Source organism: Stenotrophomonas sp. PvP093, from assembly GCF_017876915.1.
Lineage (GTDB): Bacteria > Pseudomonadota > Gammaproteobacteria > Xanthomonadales > Xanthomonadaceae > Stenotrophomonas > Stenotrophomonas muris.
On record NZ_JAGIOX010000004.1, the window covers coordinates 1,687,465 to 1,705,951 of the forward strand.

The window sequence follows — 18,487 nt, forward strand, 5'->3', positions numbered from 1 at the left end:
TCGGTCGGCTGTGCCGACTCAGATGCCGAGCGCACGCAGTTCGCTGCAGACGCGCGAACGGTCCCAGACACGCTGCAATTGCTGCTCGAACGGCTGCGAACGTGCTGGCAGCGCGATGCCGGCCTCGCCGTCGAGGCGATGGCCGATCAGACGAAAGTAGAAGTCGCCCGCATCGTTGAGCAGGCAGGCCGAGGCCAGCGCGCGGTCGACCGGATCGCTGACCTCGCGGAACTGGATCACGCTGGGCAGGCGCTGGGCCAGCGCCAGCAGCGGCGACCCGACAGACGCGATCGCGGCGGCGTCGTGCACGATCACCCGCAGCTGCTTGTCGTGGCGGGCGGTGACGAAGCGGCGCAGGGCGGACTGTACCGGGGGGGCGTCGAGCAGCCCCGGGTCCAGTTGGCGGCTGTGCAGCCACAGCTGGCGACGCGCGCGGTGGATGATGGCCGTGGTGATCGCCACCGCCTCGGCGCGGCTGTCGATGGCGCTGGCCTCGCCCAGCCGGCGGCGCATCTGCTGGTGTCCGATGCCGGCTTCCTCGAACACCTCGCCCTCGGGCAGGAAGCCCTGGCGTGCATAGAAATCGCGCGCGGGCAGCTGGGCGTGCAGGTGCAGTTCGGCCAGGCCGAGCCGGCGCCCGGCCTCGACCAGGGCCTCCAGCAGGGCCTCGCCGACCCCGTTGCTGCGATGGGTGGCCAGCACGGCCATGCGGCCGATGCGGCCGTCCGGAGCCAGCCTGCCGGTGCCGACCGGCTGGCCGTCACTGTCCAGCGCCAGCACATGGGCACTGACCGGGTCCAGCGCATCGCGTTCCAGCTCGGCGGCGATGCCCTGTTCCTGCACGAACACGCGTTGGCGCACGTCGTGGATGGCAACGTGGGCGTCGGCGTGGCTGACCTGCTGGACCCGGATCATGACGATGGCTCAGGCCCGGCCGGTGCTGTCGTCTTCGTCGTCGTCCTCGAAGTTGACGATGACCTCGATACCGTCGTCGTGCACGGTCACGGAGTGGACATCGTCGGACACCGCGTCGGCGTCGATCGCCTCGACGCGGTCGCGGCCTTCGACGACCTCGCCGAGCACCACGGCATCCTCGCTGTCTTCCTCGTCTTCGGCCTCGTACACCTCATTCGGGTCGATCAGCTGGAACACACCCCCGACCAGCAGCTGCTGGACCACGGCACGGCCCTTGTCGGACAGGCCGCGATAGGCGGCGGCGGCGAGCTGCTCGGCGCCGGCCAGGCGCTGCGCGTCCTTCACCGGCAGCGCGAAGTCCTGGCCGCTGACATACAGGCTGGCGCCACGCTTGGCCCGGCGCCAGGCCAGGCGGGCCCACGGGTGGCGCTGCAGCAGCATGCCCGAGGCCAGGGCCTGGACCACTTCCTCCGGGGCCGGCGCGGCCTGGTGGGCCATCACTTCGCCCGCTGCACGGTAGGTGGTGATGAAACGGCCGAACCAGTCGCCCAGCTTGTCCGGGTCGTTCATGCGGATGGCGTTGAGGGCGGTGATCACCCGCGCCATCGCCACCGTGTCGATTTCGTTCGGGTCGGCCGGCACCTTCAGGTCGGCATCCTGGTAGCGGATGTTCTCATCGGCATCGGCGATCAGGGTGTCCAGATAGTCGCTGATCAGCTCGGCAGAAGACGGCGCACGCATGCCGAACGAGAAGGTCAGGCAGGGGTCTTCGGCGACGCCGTGGTGCGGCACGTTCGGCGGCAGGTACAGCATGTCGCCCGGCGCCAGCACCCAGTCGTGGGTGGGCTTGAACACCTTCAGCAGTTTCAGCTCCACGTCCGGGCGGAAGCCCAGCGGCGGCTGCCTGCCCTTGATCGATTCGCTGGCATCGATCTGCCAGCGGCGGTGGCCGTGGGCCTGCAGCAGGAACACGTCGTACTGGTCGACATGGGCGCCGACCGAGCCGCCGGTGGCGGCGAAGCTGATCATCACGTCATCCATGCGCCAGCGCGGCAGGAAGCTGAAGTGCTCGATCAGGGCGCGCACGTCCGGGTCCCACTTGTCCACGTCCTGCACCAGCAGGGTCCAGTCGTGGTCGGGCAGGGCGGGGAACACGTCTTCCTGGAACGGGCCGGTGCGCACGCGCCAGCCGTCCTGGGCCTTGTCGTGCTCGATCAGGCGCGCCAGCACACCTTCCTCGCAGGCCAGCCCGGCCAGGTCTTCCGGCTGTACCGGGGTCTGGAAATCCGGGAAGGCATTGCGGATCAGCAGCGGGCGCTTCTGCCAGAAGTCGCGCAGGAAGGTGGCCGGCGCCATGCCCAGCGGCTGGCCGGGGCGGGCGGTGACTTCGATGAGGGGGGCGGAGGACTTGCGGGCGGCCATGGGGGAATCCTTGCAGCGGAAAGCGGGAGGGGCGGCGCAGCGGGCCGCCTGAGATCTCCATTGTCCGCCGTTCGCCGGGATTGCGCACGTGCGCGGGTTTGTCGCGGGGTGTCCGGCCAACGGCGGAGCCCCTCGTGGCGGGGTGGTTGGTCGCGCAAAGCGCTGGCTTCATGGGCTGGGCCGGGCGGGGTGGGTTCGCGGGACACGCCGTGAACCCGTCCCTGGGGGCTCGATGGCGCCATCCATGGCGCCAACGGTCCCGCGAACCCACCCCGCCCGGCCCCTGACAGTTTCCTGCGCGGCCCGCCACGGAATGGAAAGAAGAAGATCAAAGGCAACAGCGGGTCGCGCGCTGCGCTTGCTCATCCCAAAACAAAAGAGGGACGCGGCGAAGCCGCGTCCCTCTTTCAAATTCCGTCCCGACAACCCAATGCTCTTCGATCCGTCACCGGGAATCTGCCAAAGGTGGGGCGGGAGGGGCCAGCGGGACCGTTGGCGCCATGGATGGCGCCATCGAGCCCCCATGGATGGGTTCACGGCGTGTCCCGCTGGCCCCTCCCGCCCCACCCAGCTAGCAGCAATCCAGAGCCGCTCTTGACGTTGATGTTGCCGTTGCCTGCCGCAGGCAGCGCCCGCGGCCGCCGCCGCAAGCAAACCCCTTAAATCTTCTTCGCCAGCGACTCAGCCAGGCCGGTGTAGCTGCCCGGGGTCATCTCCAGCAGGCGCTGCTTCGCATCCGCCGGCAGCTCCAGCCCCTGCACGAACGCACGCATCGACTCGGCGGTGATGCCCTGGCCGCGGGTCAGCGCCTTCAGCTGCTCGTACGGGTTCGGCAGGCCGTGGCGGCGCATCACCGTCTGCACGGCCTCGGCCAGCACTTCCCAGGCCGCGTCCAGATCGGCATCCAGGCGCTGCGGGTTCACTTCCAGCTTGCCCAGGCCCTTGGCCAGCGAATCCAGTGCCACCTGGCTGTGGCCGAACGCGGTGCCCAGCGCACGCAGCACGGTGGAATCGGTCAGGTCACGCTGCCAGCGGCTGATCGGCAGCTTCGCGCTGAAGTGCTCGAACAGCGCGTTGGCGATGCCGAAGTTGCCTTCCGCATTCTCGAAATCGATCGGGTTGACCTTGTGCGGCATCGTCGACGAACCAACTTCGCCTTCCTTCAGGCGCTGCTTGAAGTAGCCCAGCGAAACGTAGCCCCAGATGTCACGGGCCAGGTCGATCAGGATGATGTTGGCGCGGCGTGCGGCATCACCGATCTCGGCGATGTTGTCGTGCGGCTCGATCTGCGTGGTGTACGGGTTGAACACCAGGCCCAGGCCGGTCACGAAGCGCTCGGCGAAGGCTGGCCAGTCCACGTCCGGGTAGCTGGCGATGTGGGCGTTGTAGTTGCCCACCGCGCCGTTGATCTTGCCGGTCAGTTCGACCGCGGCAATCTGCCGGCGCTGGCGCTCCAGGCGCGCGACCACGTTGGCCAGTTCCTTGCCCAGGGTGGTCGGCGAGGCGGTCTGGCCGTGGGTGCGCGACAGCATCGGCTGGCCAGCCTCGGCGTGGGCCAGGGTGCGCAGGGTGCTGGCGATGCCGTCCAGGGTCGGCAACAGCACCTCGCGGCGCGCCTGTTCCAGCATCAGGCCGTAGCTGAGGTTGTTGATGTCTTCGCTGGTGCAGGCGAAATGCACGAATTCCAGCGCCGGCGCCAGCTCGGCGTCGTCCTTCAGCTGTTCCTTGATGAAGTACTCCACCGCCTTGACGTCATGGTTGGTGGTGCGCTCGATCTCCTTCACGCGCGCGGCCTGGGCCGGGCTGAAGCTGGCGGCCAGCGCGCGCAGGCGGGCGATGGCAGCGTCGGAGAACGGGGCCAGTTCGACGATGCCCGGCTCGGCGGCCAGGGCCAGCAGCCATTCCACCTCGACCGTGATGCGGGCCTTGATCAGGCCGTACTCGGAGAAGATCGGGCGCAGGGCGTCGACCTTGCCGGCATAGCGGCCATCGAGCGGGGACAGGGCGAGCAGGGCGGAATCGGACATGTCGGCAGGGCTGGGACGAGCGGAGGGGCCGATATTCTACGACGTGCCGGTCAGGTAGTGCCGGCCGCTGGCCGGCAACCACGCCCGGCCCACGCCGCCATGGCTTGCCGGCCAGCGGCCGGCACTACCCTTGCGCACGCACAACGGCCCTGCGGACGGAACGATCTGGCCCGTCCTCGTCATCCCACGCTGCGGGCAAGGGAGTATCGTTGGCGCAGCCGCCAGCCCGGGAAGCGACACCCTGCCAGCCGCCGCTTCCCTTTCCCCAACTGAAGTAGTGCGGAGTTGATGCAATGAGCAGAGCTGCAAGCAAGGGTTTCAGAATCGAACACGACAGCATGGGCGAGCTGCAGGTGCCTGCCGACGCCCTGTGGGGCGCGCAGACCCAGCGTGCCGTGCAGAATTTCCCGGTGTCGGGCCAGCGCATGCCGCGCGGTTTCATCCGTGCCCTGGGCCTGGTCAAGGGCGCTGCCGCCGGCGTCAACGCCGAGCTGGGCCATCTGCCCAAGAGCGTGGCCAAGGCCATCCAGACCGCTGCCGCCGAAGTGGCCGCCGGCACCTGGGACGCGCAGTTCCCGATCGACGTCTACCAGACCGGTTCTGGCACGTCCTCGAACATGAATGCCAACGAGGTCATCGCCACCCTGGCCAACCGTGCCGGCAAGGCGGGCAAGACCGCGGTGCACCCCAATGACCACGTCAACCAGGGGCAGAGCTCCAATGACGTGATCCCGACCGCGTTGCGCGTATCGGCGGTACTGGCGGCACATGAGCAACTGCTGCCGGCGCTGGTGCACCTGCGCAAGACCCTCGACAAGAAGGGCCGCAGCCTGCGCAAGGTGGTCAAGACCGGCCGCACGCACCTGATGGATGCGATGCCGCTGACCTTCGAGCAGGAGTTCGGCGCATGGTCGGCACAGCTGGCCTCGGCACAGGAACGCATCGAAGACAGCCTCAAGCGTGTGCGCCGGCTGCCGCTGGGCGGCACCGCCATCGGTACCGGCATCAATGCCGACCCGCGCTTCGGCGCGCAGGTGGCCAAGGCGTTGAAGCAGCAGACCGGGTTCAAGTTCGACAGCGCCGAGAACAAGTTCGAGGGCCTGGCCGCGCAGGATGACGCGGTGGAACTGTCGGGCCAGCTCAATGCACTGGCGGTGGCGCTGATCAAGATCGCCAACGATCTTCGCTGGATGAACGCCGGTCCGCTGGCCGGGCTGGGCGAGATCGAACTGCCGGCGCTGCAGCCGGGCAGCTCGATCATGCCGGGCAAGGTCAACCCGGTGATTCCGGAAGCGACGGTGATGGCCTGCGCGCAGGTGATCGGCCACCACACCGCGATCACCGTGGCCGGGCAGACCGGCAACTTCCAGCTCAATGTCACCCTGCCGCTGATCGCGGTGAACCTGCTGGATGGCATTGGCCTGCTGGCCAATGTGTCGCGCCTGCTGGCCGACAGCGCGATTGCCGGGCTGAAGGTGCGTGAGGATCGCGTTGCCGAAGCATTGGCGCGCAACCCGATCCTGGTCACCGCGCTGAACCCGATCATCGGCTACGAGAAGGCGGCGGCGATTGCCAAGCGTGCCTACAAGGAGCAGCGTCCGGTGCTGGATGTCGCGCTGGAGGACAGTGGCCTGGATGAAGCAGAGCTGCGCCGCCTGCTGGACCCGGCCGCACTGACTGCCGGTGGCATCCACGCGGGGGGCGGTGGCGGCGGCGGTTGATCTGCCGGTCGTAGGGCCGAGCCCATGCTCGGTTGCTTCCTGGACCTGGGCCGAGCATGGGCTCGGTTCTACAAGAGGAAACGCCGCCCAGGGGCGACGTTTTTTCAGCGACGGTCGGCGACGATGTTGCCGAAGGTGTCGGTGTAGTCCTTGAACTCGGGGATGCGCTGGACCAGGTCGGCCGGGATCACTTCCATGCCTTCTGGCGGCTGGATCTTCACCGGCTGCATGTTGGGATCGGCCGGGGCGGCGACCAGGGTGTTCTGGCGCAGCACCTGCAGCTTGCCGAACATGGTCTGCAGCATCTGCTTCTGTGCCTCGTCCAGCGGAATCTGGATCTCGTCCACCTTCATCGAACCATCGCCGAGGATGATGATGTTCGGCGCCGGCGGGCGACGCACAGTGACCATGCCTTCGCTGACGGAGATCTTTGGCTTGCCGCGCTCGGCGCGGTGGTTGCGGTAATCCTTGTCACAGCCGACCAGGCCCAGGCAGAGCAGGGCGGCCAGCAGCAGGAACAACTTCTTCATGGCATTCGGTTCGGGGGCCTCCGGGGCCGCCATTGTAAGCCGGCCGGCGCACGACGGCCGGCAGCGGGACGCCGCTGCCGGCCGGGTGCGCTGATCTGTCACAGGCCTAGCGCTTGACCACGGTGTCCTTGCCGCAGTCGTCGACGTCACTCTGGTCCATCGTTGCGTAGGGCTTGAACGCCGGCAGCTCGCGCGCCAGTGCCTGCTGGCTGGCCAGCATCGCCGGCAAGCGGTTGCAGATGCGCTTGGCCTGGGCTTCGATCTTCTCGGCCTCGGCGTTGATCCGCTTCTCGATGCCTTCGCTGTCGCCGCTGAAGATGCCCTTCAGTGCCTCTCCGGCAGCGCTGGCGCCGAGCTTGGCGCCGGCCAGGCCGACATCCATGCCGTCCATCGCAATGGCGACGACGTGGCCGCGGTACTCCAGCAACCGCTGGCGCTGGGCCTCGTTGGCCGGCACGTCCTTGCCGTCGATCAGCAGGTGGCCATCCGGCGTGATCTCCGCACGCGGCTGCTTGTCGGCGGAGATGTTGATGTTGCCCTGGGTGATGTCCTTGCGGGCATCAACCATGGCCTCCTTGACGGTCTGGCCGACGCCGCTGGTGGCTTCGGCGACGCTTTTGCCGACGGTCTTGTCGGGCGTGGAAGAAGTGCCGCCGCAGGCGATCAGCGGCAGGCACAGCAGGGTGGCAGGCAGCAGGCGCAGCAGGTTCATGGCAACTCCCTCGAATTGGTCCGGTGGCGGTTACTTGTTGCGGGGCAGGGTGACCGTGCCGCCGACGTTGCGGTGGCCGACATCGCCGCTGCCGCTGTGGTCGACGGTCAGGCTGCCGCGCACGCCGTCGACCTGGATGTCGCCCGAACCATGGCTGCGCACGTGCACGTTGCCGCCGATGTCGGACAGATCGACATCGCCCGAGCCGACCACGCCGACCTCGACGTTGCCTTGCACGCGCTTGAACCCGATGTCGCCGGAACCGACCGTGTCCAGCCGGGCGTTGCCGCGGACATCGCTGATCTTCAGGTCACCGGAGCCGACGGTGCCGGTGACCGCATCGCCGCCGATGTTGCGCGCCTTGACGTCGCCGGAGCCGAGCGACAGCAGGTTCAGCGAGCCGCCACCGTCGATGTCCAGGTCACCCGAACCCACCGCTGCGTGGATGCTGCCGCGGGTGCCGCGAACGATCGCGTCGCCCGAGCCGACGTCCACGCTCAGCGACTGGGCGTTGTCCATGCTGGCATCGCCGGAGCCGACCTTGAGCTGCAGGGGCAGGTTGTCGGGCACGCTGCCACGGATGTCCAGCCACGCATAGCTGTTGCCCAGGCTGATGCCGCTGTGGCGGCCGTCGCGGCGCAGGCTGACGACCAGCTTGTCGCCTTCCCTGCGCTGCTCCAGTACCAGCTGGTCCAGCCATTCCTGGCTGGAGGCGCAGGCGCGGCCATCGAGCTGGCCACCGCCCTTGCTGGCGACGACCTTCAGGTCATGCTGGTTCACCTCCAGCACCACCGCCTTGGCGCCGGACACATCCAGCTTCAGCGTGCGGGCGGCGGTGAACTTGCAGTTCGGAGCATCGGCGGCCAGCGCCGACAGAGGCAACAGCAACAACGCAGAACAGGCGAGCAGGGAACGCATGGGTGGTGCCTCCGGGTGGATGGAATCAGATCTCGCCGGCGCGCTTGCGCAGGCGGATGGCGAGGACGATGAACACGACACCGACGGCGGCACCGATCCATAGTTCCGGCATCGCCAGCGACTTCAGCTGCGAGGCCGGGGACATCAGGCTGACCACCGATTCGAGATCGCGACGCGTGCCTTCCTCGGCGCTGAGGCGATACACCAGGTCGGTGCCCGGCACGCCGCCCAGCAGCAGTCGGCCAACGATGTTCTGCCAGAACCAGCCGGTGGTCAGGCCGATCAACGGCATCACCTTGGTAGTGCTGACAATGACGCCGGCGAACAGCGGCAGCATCACCGCCCACAGGAACGGTTTGGTACGGGCCCAGGCCGAGCACAGCAGCAGCCAGCCGGCGGTGGGCAGGGCCCACAGGGCGTAGACCGGAATCCAGGCCAGGTGACCGGCGGCCAGGGTCAACGGGCTGGCCGGGCCCCAGATCAGGGTCATCGGGCTGCCACCGTGCATCAGCGCGACGATGCTGATCACCAGCATGAAGCCGAACATGGTGATGATGCCGGCGATCACCGCGATCAGCGGGGCCACGACCAGTGCGCTGATCACCTTGGACAGCACGGTCTGGGTGTCCGACAGCGGCAGCGACTTCCAGAACAGGATGCTGCGGTCGCGACGGTCGTCGTACAGGGCGCCCAGGCAGTAGAAGAACACCACGAAGGCCAGCACCAGGAACGGCCAGGCCGAGCTGAGCACCAGCGTCAGGTCGAGGCCGTTGCCGAGGTCGGCCAGGTCCTTGGCGCTGATGTCGCGGGTCAGCAGGGCCAGGTCCAGGCCGTTGATGTTCACGCTCTCGCCGTCGACATGCAGTGCGCCGTTGCGTGCTGCACGGTTCAGTGCAAACAGGCCGAAGGCGATGCCGACGGTGCTCATCACCAGCGAGATCAGGCCGGCGATCAGCGGCGCATACAGGAAACCGCCACGGTTCTCCCAGTACTCGCGCTTGAGCAGCCAGCGCAGGGTGCCCATCGGGCTGACGGGGTGGTTGACGGCAGTCATGCGTAGGTCCCCTTCATGATGGCGACGAACAGATCGGCCAGGCCCGGGCTGCGGGTCTCGCCAAGGGTGGAGAGCTGGGTGCGCGGCACACCGTCGAACAGCATTACGGTCTTGCCGAACGTCAGGCTGCGCTCGTCGATCGGCTTCAGCGCACGCGCGGTCTCCAGCTGGTCGGCGTTGACCAGAAGCTCGGTGTAGCGCTGGCCGACATCGTCCATTTCTGCATCGAGCACGATGCGACCATCACGGATGAACATGACGTCGCTGAGGATGTGCTCGATCTCCTCCACCTGGTGGGTGGTGACGATGATGGTCTTCTGTTCGTCGAAATAATCTTCCAGCAGGCGCTGGTAGAACTCCTTGCGGTACAGGATGTCCAGGCCCAGGGTGGGCTCGTCCAGCACCAGGATGCGCGCATCGATGGCCATCACCAGCGCCAGGTGCAGCTGCACGATCATGCCCTTGGACAGTTCGCGCACGCGCTGCTTCGGCTGCAGCTTGGTGTTGGCCAGGAAACGCTCGCAGCGGGCACGGTCGAAGCGCGGATGGACACCGGCGACGAAATCGATCGCTTCGCGGACCTTCAGCCAGCGCGGCAGCACGGCGACGTCGGCAATGAAGCAGATGTCGTTCATCAGCGCGTCGCGGTGCTGCCGCGGGTCGCGGCCGAGCACGCTCAACTCACCTTCCACCGAGGTCAGGCCAAGGATGGCCTTCAGCGCGGTGGTCTTGCCGGCGCCGTTGGGCCCGATCAGGCCGACGATGCGCCCGCTCGGAATGCTGAAGCTGGCATTGTCGAGGGCCACGGTGGTCTTGTAGGCCTTGCGCAGGCCTCGGGCGGTGATGACCGGTTCACTTGCAGTGCTATTCATCAGACTTTCCCCTGGGGCAGCAATTCGTCGAGGCTCAGGCCCAGGCGCTGGATGCGCTCCAGCACCGCCGGCCATTCTTCGTTGAGAAAGCGCTCGCGCTCGCTGCTGCGCAGCTGCGTGGCCGCCTGCTCGGTCATGAACATGCCCAGGCCGCGGCGCTTCTCGACCAGGCCTTCATCGGCCAGTTCCTGGTAAGCGCGCGAAACGGTGATGGGGTTGAGCTGGTAGTCGGCGGCCACCTGGCGCACCGAAGGCAGGGCATCGCCCGGCTTGAGGATTCCGTCGAGCATCATGGCGATCACGCGCTCCTTCAACTGACGGTAGATGGGAGCGCCGTCGCTCCACTGGATGTCGCTCATATTCAGCTCCGTGGGGTCAGCGGCTGTGCGAACGAGAAATACGGCATGGACAGGGAGCTGTGCAGCCGACGCGGGGGAGGGGGGGAGGAATCGGCGTTCCCGGCCGGCGAAACGGATGCATCCTGCGCACTGTCGGCGGAGGCGGGGGCGGTTGGCATGGCCAGCCAGGCCAGCACGATCAGGGTCGAAACGGCAGCGGCCGCGGGTGCGGTGAGGTTGCGACGGATCCGGGCGTTCATGGCTCCCCCTGTCTCAGGTGACTGGTGTTGTATGCAACTATAACACCGGCACGCCTACGTGCAACCCCTTGCCGTGCCCAACTGATGGCAGGGGTGGTCAAGCCGCTGAAATATCCCCTTATCCCTTTGATTGAAAAGGGAAATGGAATTGTCGTGCGGGCCGATCACGCCCTGCCTTCCATTCAGCGTTGTCCATGCTAAGTCATCCCTGCGCCGTTGAGGGTGGGTCCTCCCGGGAAAGGCCACGCCACGCAAAGCCGCCGGCGCCCGCCGCAACAAGGGGCAACGGAGCCCGGTGCTATAGTTCGGCCGATTCCCGGCCGCTATCGGCCGGCCCTGTGAATGGCTACCGCGGACTGCTCTCGATGCCCCTGCCGACCGTTGTCCCGCGCCGACTGCGCGGCCTGTCCCTGTTGACCCTGCTGGTGGCCGGCCTGGCCGGTTCCGCCCATGTGCTGGCGGCCGATCTGCTGGACCTGGACTATCGCCCGCTGGCCAGCAAGCAGCAGGTCAACCTGCAGCAGCGCTACCACGGGCAGGTGCTGCTGGTGGTCAATACCGCAAGCAAGTGCGGCTATACCCCCCAGTACGAAGGCCTGGAGGCGCTGCAGAAGCGTTATGCCGGCCGCGGCTTTGCCGTGCTGGGTTTCCCGTCCAACGATTTCAAGGGCCAGGAACCGGGTGACGAGAAGCAGATCCAGGATTTCTGCACGCTTACCTATGGCGTCAAGTTCCCGATGTTCGAGAAGGTGCACGTCGTCGGTGCGGAGGCCACGCCGCTGTACCAGCGGTTGACCGCAGCCACCGGCGTGGCGCCGGGCTGGAACTTCCACAAATATCTGGTCGGCCGCGATGGCAAGGTCATCGCCCAGTTCGCCAGCAAGGTGACGCCGGACGATCCACAGCTGACCGCCGCCATCGACAAGGCGCTGGCCGTCGCTCCTACGCATTGATATCCGGCACGGATGCCTCGACATCGACGGCATGCGTGCGACAATGCTTCTTTTCGCGCCGACGTCGGCGCCCAGACACTTCCAGGAATGCAGCGAATGAAGATGGGAATGCGCGGCGCCGCGGCGTCGGTTCTGATTCTGGCGATGGGCACTTCGGGTGTCGCTCTGTCGCAACAACCGGCTGCCCCCGCAGCCGCCAAGGAGACCGCAACCTTGAATTCCCCCAAGCAGAAGCTGGGCTACGCCATCGGCCTGGACGTCGCCAAGTCGTTCACCCCGATCGCCGATGAGATCGATGTGGCCGCGCTGCGCACCGCCGTGGAACGTTCGTTCGAAGGCCTGCAGCCGCAGATCACCCAGGAACAGGCCAAGGCCACCGATGCCGGGCTGCGCCAGGTCGTGATGGCCCGCAGTGGGCAGCAGGTGCCGGGCATGGCGCCGGGTTCGCAGCCGCCGAAGGTCGACCGCGTCAAGGTGTCGCAGATGATCGGTTCCTACTCGGTCGGCCCGTCGCTGGCACAGCTGAAGGACGACATCGACGTCGCCTCGCTGTTTGACGCGATCAGCACCGGCCTGAGCAAGGGTCAGCCGAAGATGACGGAAGCTGACGCGACCGCCACCATCCAGGCGTTCATGGGCAGCAAGCAGGCCGAAATGCAGGCCAAGGCCGCCGCTGCCGCGCAGACCAACCGCGAGGAAGGCAATGCGTTCCTGGCCAAGAACAAGACCCAGCCGGGCGTGGTAACCACCCCGTCGGGCCTGCAGTACCAGGTCATCCGCCCGGGCAGCGGCGAGCGTCCGCTGCCGAGCAGCAAGGTGCGCGTGAACTACGAAGGCAAGCTGCTCAACGGCACCGTGTTCGACAGCTCCTATGGTCGCCAGCCGGCCGAGTTCGGCCTGGACCAGGTGATCAAGGGCTGGACCGAAGGCGTCGCGCTGATGCCGGTCGGTTCGAAGTACCGCTTCTGGATCCCGGGCGAGCTCGCCTACGGTGAGAACGGCACCCCGGGTGGCCCGATCGGCCCGAACGCGACTCTGACGTTCGACGTCGAGCTGCTGGGCGTCCTGCCGTAAGCGACCACGGAGCCAGCACGGACATGCGCGTTGCGATTTTCGGTACCGGTTACGTAGGGCTGGTGACCGGTACCTGCCTGGCCGATGTCGGCCACCAGGTGGTCTGCGTCGATATCGACCAGGCCAAGGTCGATGGCCTCAACCAGGGCATCATCCCGATCTATGAGCCGGGCCTGGAACCGATGGTGAAGGCCAATCACGCCGCGTCGCGGCTGACGTTCACCACCGACGCCGCAGCCGCGATCGGCCACGGCCAGGTCGTGTTCATCGCCGTCGGCACGCCGCCGGACGAGGATGGCAGCGCTGATCTGCAGTACGTGCTGGCCGTGGCCCGCACCATCGGCCAGCACATGAGCGTGCCGACCGTGGTGGTCAACAAGTCGACGGTGCCGGTGGGCACCGCCGACAAGGTCCGTGCCGCCATTGCCGCAGAGCTGGCGGCACGTGGCGCCGACATCGCCTTCGACGTGGTGTCCAACCCGGAATTCCTGAAGGAAGGCGACGCCGTTGCCGACTGCATGCGTCCGGATCGCATCATCATCGGTGCGACCAGCGCCGAGTCGGTGGCGGTGATGCGGCGCCTGTATGCACCGTTCAACCGCAACCACGACCGCGTGGTGGAAATGGACGTGCGCTCGGCCGAGCTGACCAAGTACGCCGCCAACGCGATGCTGGCGACCAAGATCTCGTTCATGAACGAAATCGCCAACATCGCCGAACGTGTCGGCGCCGATGTGGAGCAGGTCCGCCAGGGCATCGGCTCGGATCCGCGCATCGGCTGGCATTTCATCTACCCGGGCGCCGGCTATGGTGGCTCGTGCTTCCCCAAGGATGTGCAGGCGCTGGCCCGCACCGCGCAGCAGGCCGGCCTGGAGCCTAAACTGCTGAACGCAGTGGAAGCGGTCAACGATGCGCAGAAGGGCCATCTGTTCGCCCTGGTCCAGCGCCATTACGACAAGGGCGAGGATGAAGGCGTGCGTGGCAAGACCTTTGCCGTGTGGGGCCTGGCATTCAAGCCAAACACCGACGACATGCGCGAAGCCTCCAGCCGACGCCTGCTGGCGCAACTGTGGGAAGGCGGTGCGACGGTGCGTGCCTACGATCCGGAAGCGATGCATGAGGCGCAGCGCATCTTCGGTGAACGCGATGACCTGGTGTTCTGCAGCAATGCCAACGAGGCGCTGCAGGGCGCCGATGCACTGGTCGTGGTGACCGAGTGGAAGCAGTTCCGCAGCCCCGATTTCCAGACGCTGCGCGAGCAGTTGAAGGACGCGGTGGTGTTCGACGGCCGCAACCTGTACGAGCCGGCGGACGTGGAAGCAGCGGGCCTGGCGTATTACGGCATTGGCCGGGGGCGCTCGCTGCATGTCTGATCTGCTGCCAACCGAACGCGAGCAGGCGCTGGAAGCGCGCCTGGTCGAACTGGAAATGCGCGTGTCCTTCCAGGAACAGGCGCTGGCCGAACTGAGCGATGCGCTGGCCGATGCCCGCATGCAGGGCATGCGCAACGCCGACGTGCTGCGCGTGCTGCTGGAAGATCTGGGCAAGGTCCGCAACGCGCTGAATTCTTCCGATCCGGCGAGCGAACCGCCGCCGCCGCACTACTGATCCGAATCCTATGAGCGATACCCTCCGCGACCAGCTGATGGGCCTGGGCTTCAAGCCTGCGCCCAAGCCAGAGCGCAAGAATGATGGCCCCCGCCGTGATGGCCGCCCGCAGGGCAAGGGTGGCAACGGCAATGGAAAGCCGCAGGGCGCTGGCAAGGGCGAGCACAAGCCCGGCCAGCGTCGTGGTCCTGGCCATGGCGGCCCGGGCAAGCCCGGCCAGTCGCGTGGCCCGGGCCAGCAGGGCCCGCGCAAGCCGCGCAGCGCAGAAGAGATGGACCTGGCCAAGGCCTACGCCATCCGCGCGCAGAAGGAAAAGGAAGAGCGCATCGAAACCGAGCGCCTGAAGCAGGAAGAGGCGCGTGTGCGCCGCGAGGCCAAGGCCAAGCTGGAAGAACTGCTGAAGGACAAGGGCCTGAATGCCGAAGCGGCGGACATTGCCCGCCACTTCCCCTACGGCGGCAAGATCAAGCGCATCTATGTAACCGCCGAACAGCTGACCGCGCTCAACGCCGGTGAGCTGGGTGTGGTCCAGCTCAATGGCCGCTACCTGCTGGTGACCGCCGAGGTGCTGGCGCAGTGCGAGGCGGTGTTCGCCGCATCGGTGGCGCTGAAGGTCGATCCGAATGCGCCGGCCGAGGAAGATCCGTACGCGGACCCGCAGTACCAGGTGCCGGACGACCTGGTCTGGTAAACGCGTGACCGCCGCGGGCGCGCTGCCGTCGCGGCCGTGGGGGAAGGGATGACCGCTGATCCAAGCCGTGGCTACGTGCCGCACATTGACGGCCTGCGCGCGATCGCTGTGCTGGCCGTCATCGTGTTTCACCTGGACCCGGCCTGGTTGCCAGGCGGGTTCACCGGCGTGGATGTGTTCTTCGTCATCTCCGGTTTCGTGGTCAGCGCGTCGGTACACCGGCTGCCGCCGCTGTCGCTGGGGCAGTCGATGCTGCGCTTCTATGCGCGCCGCATCCGTCGCATCGCGCCGGCGCTGTTGACTTGCCTGTTGCTGACTGCCGTGGCAAGCGTGCTGTTCATTCCCGAGTCCTGGCTCAGCGAAGCCAGTGACAGGACCGGACTGATGGCGTTCTTCGGCTTCAGCAACTGGGTGCTGGCAGCGATCGGCAACGACTATTTCGCGCCCAGGGCCGAATTCAATCCCTACACCCATACCTGGTCGCTGGGCGTGGAAGAGCAGTTCTACCTGCTGTTCCCGCTGCTGTTCCTGGCTTGGGCGCGCGGTGCGCGCGGGCGCTGGATCAGCCTGGGCCTGTTCGGCCTGGTCAGCATGGCGTCGCTGCTGCATGCGGCGGTGCTGGGTCTGCGCGAGGCGCCGCCATCGTGGGCGTTCTATGCCACCAGCACCCGCCTCTGGCAACTGGGGGTGGGCGTGCTGCTGTTCCAGCTGCTGCATGTGCGCGAATCGCTGGACCCGGCAACCGGCCAGGCACTGAAGCGCGCCGCGCCGGTGTTCTCCCTGCTGGCCATGGTGGCGCTGGGCCTGCTGGGGTGGGCGTTGTGGTCCGCGCGTGCCGGGCGGTCACCGTGGCCTGACGGCCTGCTGCCGGCCTTCGCCACCGCGGGCCTGCTGTGGGCGCTGCATCATCATCCGCAGGCATGGGTGGCGCGCCTGTTGGCCAGCGCCCCGATGCGCCGTATCGGCCAGCTGTCGTACTCGCTGTACCTGTGGCACTGGCCGGTGTTCGTGCTGATGCGCTGGACCGTGGGCTTGCAGACACCCTTGCAGATGACCGCCGCGATGGCGTTGGTGCTGCTGCTGTCATGGCTGTCGTGGCGCTGGGTGGAACAGCCGTTCCGCGGCACGTTGGCGCAGCGCCTGCGTCCCGGGCGTTGGGTGCTGGCCGGCGCGGTCGTACTGCTGTGCGCCGCCGGCATCCAGACAGTGCTCTACCTGCAGGCGCCGCGGCTGTCGTTGAGTACGGTCAGCCGGCATCCGGCCGATTGGTACCCCAATGGCAAGAGCGTGGCCGGTGACTATCCCGAGTGCGCACTGGTGGTCGCCAAGCATCGTTTCGAAGGCGGTAGTGCGCGCACCTTTGCGCGTGGAGACTGCGACCGCCCGCTACCGGTTGGCGCGCCGAAGCGGGTGTTCGTTGCTGGTGATTCGCATGCGATGGCCTACATCGAACTGCTGCAGCGACTGGCCCTGGAAACCGGCTCGGCGGTCTCCCTCTATGGCCGCGGCGGATGCCCGCAGGTGAGCCTGCAGAAGTGGCGCGGTGCCGGTGCCGGTTGCGCTGATTTCGACGCCGCGGTGTTCGCCGATATCGCGCGGCGTGCGCAGCCGGGGGATGCCGTGGTGCTGGTGTCGTTGCGCGTGCCACGCCTTTCCGATCAGTTCGTGCTGTTCGATGCGCAGGCGCAGCTGGCGGGCGAACTGACGGCAGAGGCCGCGGCAGGACGCGACGCCGAAGTGGCCGAGGCGGTCGCGCAGTGGAGACCCCTGGCCGAGCGTGGCGTGCGCATCGTGCTGGAGGCGCCCAAGCCAGTGCTGCCAGCGCCTCCTTATCGCTGCTCGGACCGCTTCAATGCCCGCAACGAGGTCTGCCGCAACGGCCTGGACAGCACGCGCATCGCGATGGAAACGTTGCGGGCACCCATGCTGGGCAGCCTGCAGCAGGTGGTCGATGGACTGCCAGGTGGCGTGCTGTGGGACCCGATGCCGGTGCTGTGCGACGACGCGTTATGTCCAGCCCAGCGCGATGGGCGGCCGCTGTTCTTCGATGGCGATCATCTCAGTGCGCATGGCAACCGGGTGCTGCTGCCCTCGCTGCAACAGGTGCTGTTGCAGCGCTGAGCCGGGCAGGGGTCAGCGCACGCGGCTGTTCCGTCGCGCACGTATGAGCGGCAGGCTCAGTGCGAAGAAACAGAGCAGGGCGCCAATCAGGGCGAAGCCGCTGCCGGCCAGGAACGCGGTGCGACCATCGTCGATCTTCCACAGTTGGCCGGCAACGAGTGCGCCGAGCACACCGCCGACACCGGACGAGAATCCGTACAGCAGCCCCTGGCCATGCCCATTGAGGCGACCGGGGAAGTAGGTCGCCAGCATCTGCATCGCTGCTGCGAAGAACGCCGCAAAGCCCAGCGCGTGCGCGCTCTGCGCCAGCAGCATCACCGGCAGGTTTTCCGGGAACAGTGCGGTCACGGCCCAGCGCAGGCAGGAACTGACCAGCGCGATCAACAGCATCCAGCTGGCGTCATAGCGGCGGAAGAAGCGGCCGATGGTGAAGAACACGCCCACTTCGAAGACCACACCGATGGTCCAAAACAGGCCCAGGGTGGAGGTGCGGTAGCCGTGATGGTCCATGTAGACCGAAAAGAACGTGTAGTACGGGCCGAAAGACAGTTGCTCCATGAAGGCGGCCAGGAAGAACGCCAGCACCGGCGGTCGGCGCACGATCTGCCAGAAGCCGCTGGCGTCGCCGCCGGTCTTGCCGACGCCGCGCGCGTAGTGGTTGCTGAAGGCCGAGGCGACCAGCAGCGCGAACAGTGGCAGCATCATCCACGGCAGCAGCCCGGCGTGGCTGGCCGTGCCGTCATCTTCGATCAGCCAGCCGAACAGGGTCACGACGGCGATGAAGCCGAGCGAGCCCCAGACCCGGATCAACCCGTAGCGATGGCTGTCGTTGCCCAGATGGGTGAGGGTGATCGACTCGAACTGCGGCATCACCGCGTTGTAGAAGAAGCAGAACACCACCATCGCCGGGTACATCCACGGCTGTGGCAGCGGCAGCAGGAATACCGCGAAGCTGAGCAGGGTCAGCACGCAGCCCGCGCGCAGCAGGCGGATCGGTCGTGGCGATGCGGCCGCCAGCGAGGTCCAGGTGCTGGGCGCGATCACGCGGGTGGCGTACCACAGGCCCATCATCACGCTGACGGCCGTCACGCTCATGCCGCGCGCGGTCAGGAACAGGCTCCAGTACGGAGTGAACGCGCCCAGCGCCGCGTAATAGAACAGGTAGAAGCTGGAGAGACGGGCAACGGGAACGGTCATCGCGGGATGATGAGGCAAAAAGGGGACGGAGGGGATTAAGTCGTTTGTGCATAAGCGACTTAATCCCCTCCGTC

Annotated in this window: 18 protein-coding genes; 7 read left to right on the forward strand and 11 right to left on the reverse strand. The window is 67.1% G+C overall.

Annotation, left to right across the window (positions count from 1 at the left end):
• Window positions 1-18: 18 nt before the first annotated feature.
• The 3 genes from J3A72_RS10315 to purB form a co-directional block, all read right to left on the reverse strand.
• Window positions 19-915: a GNAT family N-acetyltransferase gene (locus J3A72_RS10315; protein ID WP_075076666.1), complete on the reverse strand. Its 897-nt coding sequence runs from the start codon at window positions 913-915 to the stop codon at window positions 19-21.
• A 9-nt stretch (window positions 916-924) separates the two neighbouring features.
• The gene (locus J3A72_RS10320) at window positions 925-2,337 is read right to left on the reverse strand and encodes a cupin domain-containing protein (RefSeq protein ID WP_075076665.1); all 1,413 of its coding nucleotides are present in this window, start codon (window positions 2,335-2,337) and stop codon (window positions 925-927) included.
• Between the two features lie 659 nt (window positions 2,338-2,996).
• Window positions 2,997-4,364, reverse strand: coding sequence for an adenylosuccinate lyase (gene purB / locus J3A72_RS10325; protein WP_014647697.1), 1,368 nt, complete (start codon window positions 4,362-4,364; stop codon window positions 2,997-2,999).
• A 293-nt stretch (window positions 4,365-4,657) separates the two neighbouring features.
• On the opposite strand from purB, the gene J3A72_RS10330 reads away from it, so the two are divergent.
• Window positions 4,658-6,085, forward strand: a complete 1,428-nt coding sequence (locus J3A72_RS10330) for a class II fumarate hydratase (RefSeq protein WP_049408551.1) — start codon at window positions 4,658-4,660, stop codon at window positions 6,083-6,085.
• Window positions 6,086-6,189: 104 nt separating this feature from the next.
• On the opposite strand, the gene J3A72_RS10335 is transcribed toward J3A72_RS10330, so the two are convergent.
• The 7 genes from J3A72_RS10335 to J3A72_RS10365 form a co-directional block, all read right to left on the reverse strand.
• Window positions 6,190-6,615: a hypothetical protein gene (locus tag J3A72_RS10335; protein ID WP_014647695.1), complete on the reverse strand. Its 426-nt coding sequence runs from the start codon at window positions 6,613-6,615 to the stop codon at window positions 6,190-6,192.
• A 106-nt stretch (window positions 6,616-6,721) separates the two neighbouring features.
• Window positions 6,722-7,327: a hypothetical protein gene (locus tag J3A72_RS10340; RefSeq protein ID WP_049408554.1), complete on the reverse strand. Its 606-nt coding sequence runs from the start codon at window positions 7,325-7,327 to the stop codon at window positions 6,722-6,724.
• Between the two features lie 30 nt (window positions 7,328-7,357).
• Window positions 7,358-8,245, reverse strand: coding sequence for a DUF2807 domain-containing protein (locus J3A72_RS10345; protein WP_049408555.1), 888 nt, complete (start codon window positions 8,243-8,245; stop codon window positions 7,358-7,360).
• Between the two features lie 25 nt (window positions 8,246-8,270).
• Window positions 8,271-9,299: an ABC-2 transporter permease gene (locus J3A72_RS10350; RefSeq protein WP_046431579.1), complete on the reverse strand. Its 1,029-nt coding sequence runs from the start codon at window positions 9,297-9,299 to the stop codon at window positions 8,271-8,273.
• Window positions 9,296-10,171 carry an ABC transporter ATP-binding protein gene (locus J3A72_RS10355; protein WP_014647691.1) on the reverse strand — a complete coding sequence of 292 codons (876 nt, stop codon included), beginning with the start codon at window positions 10,169-10,171 and terminating at the stop codon, window positions 9,296-9,298. Before J3A72_RS10355 ends, J3A72_RS10350 begins: the two co-directional genes overlap by 4 nt.
• Complete coding sequence (locus J3A72_RS10360; protein ID WP_005410261.1) at window positions 10,171-10,530, reverse strand: GntR family transcriptional regulator; 360 nt, start codon at window positions 10,528-10,530, stop codon at window positions 10,171-10,173. Before J3A72_RS10360 ends, J3A72_RS10355 begins: the two co-directional genes overlap by 1 nt.
• A 2-nt stretch (window positions 10,531-10,532) precedes the next feature.
• A complete protein-coding gene (locus J3A72_RS10365) occupies window positions 10,533-10,769 on the reverse strand; it encodes a hypothetical protein (protein WP_049408559.1) in 237 nt (78 codons plus the stop codon).
• Between the two features lie 365 nt (window positions 10,770-11,134).
• On the opposite strand from J3A72_RS10365, the gene J3A72_RS10370 reads away from it, so the two are divergent.
• The 6 genes from J3A72_RS10370 (at window position 11,135) to J3A72_RS10395 (ending at window position 17,216) form a co-directional block, all read left to right on the forward strand.
• Entirely contained in the window at window positions 11,135-11,722 is a 588-nt protein-coding gene (locus J3A72_RS10370; protein ID WP_014647689.1) for a glutathione peroxidase, read from the forward strand.
• Between the two features lie 96 nt (window positions 11,723-11,818).
• Window positions 11,819-12,796: an FKBP-type peptidyl-prolyl cis-trans isomerase gene (locus J3A72_RS10375; protein WP_075076586.1), complete on the forward strand. Its 978-nt coding sequence runs from the start codon at window positions 11,819-11,821 to the stop codon at window positions 12,794-12,796.
• Window positions 12,797-12,819: 23 nt separating this feature from the next.
• Entirely contained in the window at window positions 12,820-14,169 is a 1,350-nt protein-coding gene (locus J3A72_RS10380; RefSeq protein ID WP_032962083.1) for a UDP-glucose/GDP-mannose dehydrogenase family protein, read from the forward strand.
• Window positions 14,162-14,404, forward strand: a complete 243-nt coding sequence (locus J3A72_RS10385) for a SlyX family protein (protein ID WP_005410256.1) — start codon at window positions 14,162-14,164, stop codon at window positions 14,402-14,404. The genes J3A72_RS10380 and J3A72_RS10385 overlap by 8 nt, the downstream gene beginning before the upstream one ends.
• Window positions 14,405-14,414: 10 nt before the next feature.
• A complete protein-coding gene (locus J3A72_RS10390) occupies window positions 14,415-15,095 on the forward strand; it encodes a DUF2058 family protein (protein WP_049408561.1) in 681 nt (226 codons plus the stop codon).
• Window positions 15,096-15,143: 48 nt separating this feature from the next.
• Window positions 15,144-17,216, forward strand: coding sequence for an acyltransferase family protein (locus J3A72_RS10395; RefSeq protein WP_075076587.1), 2,073 nt, complete (start codon window positions 15,144-15,146; stop codon window positions 17,214-17,216).
• Window positions 17,217-17,228: 12 nt separating this feature from the next.
• Here J3A72_RS10395 and J3A72_RS10400 read toward each other — a convergent pair whose 3' ends face one another.
• On the reverse strand, window positions 17,229-18,413 hold the full coding sequence (locus tag J3A72_RS10400) for an MFS transporter (protein ID WP_075076588.1): 1,185 nt from the start codon (window positions 18,411-18,413) through the stop codon (window positions 17,229-17,231).
• Between the last annotated feature and the right edge of the window lie 74 nt (window positions 18,414-18,487).